This window comes from Trichormus sp. NMC-1 (assembly GCF_001858025.1).
Classification (GTDB): Bacteria; Cyanobacteriota; Cyanobacteriia; order Cyanobacteriales; family Nostocaceae; genus Anabaena.
In genome coordinates this window covers 1-776 of the sequence record NZ_LZQD01000050.1, presented here as the reverse complement: position 1 = coordinate 776, position 776 = coordinate 1, and the positions used below count along the sequence as shown (strand labels likewise).

Here is a 776-nt window from a genome sequence, read left to right as displayed (position 1 = left end):
CCACCTTAAACACCGACTACACCCAAACTGGAAGCGCTAGTTTTAGTGCCACCACTGGAACCATCACCTTTGCCGCTGGTTCTAGCACTGCCACTTTAACGATTGACCCCACAGCAGATACCATTTTTGAAAGCGATGAAACCGTTAGGCTGACTCTTGCCAGTAACTCTGCCTATACAATCGGCACCACAAATGCAGTGTTGGCTACTATCACGAATGATGAACTACTAACTTACACTAGCTTTAGTAACCCCGCCTCTATTTCTATACCTGATGCAGCGGCCGGCATTCCCTACCCCTCAACCATCAATATCTCAGGTGTCAGTGCCAATCTTGCTAACCTCAAAGTCACCCTCACCAACCTCAGCCATACTTTTCCCGATGATATTGATATTCTACTAGTCGGACCGACCGGAGCTAAAGCTATCTTCATGTCAGATGTAGGTGGATCTAATGACCTCAACAATGTTACTTTGACCATCGATCCATCAGCAACGGTAGCTCTGTCAGATTCAGAACAACTGACGAGTGGCACTTATTTACCAACAGATTTTGAATCTGGAGATACCTTTAACTCTCCTGCGCCGTTAGGCCCTTACGACACAAATTTCTCCGTCTTCAACAATACCAATCCCAATGGTGTTTGGAGTCTCTACATCATGGATGATGAAGTCAATGATGGTGGGACAATTGCAGGAGGTTGGTCACTCGCCATCGGAACCGCCTTGACTGTACCCAACATCAGCCTAGCCGTATCTCCCACTAGCGTACTAGAA

The 776-nt window shown here is 46.9% G+C and carries 1 pseudogene; it reads left to right on the top strand.

Annotated elements, in window-relative coordinates:
- Window positions 1-776 (top strand): annotated as a pseudogene (locus tag A9Y75_RS28935) (hypothetical protein); the annotation flags it as partial.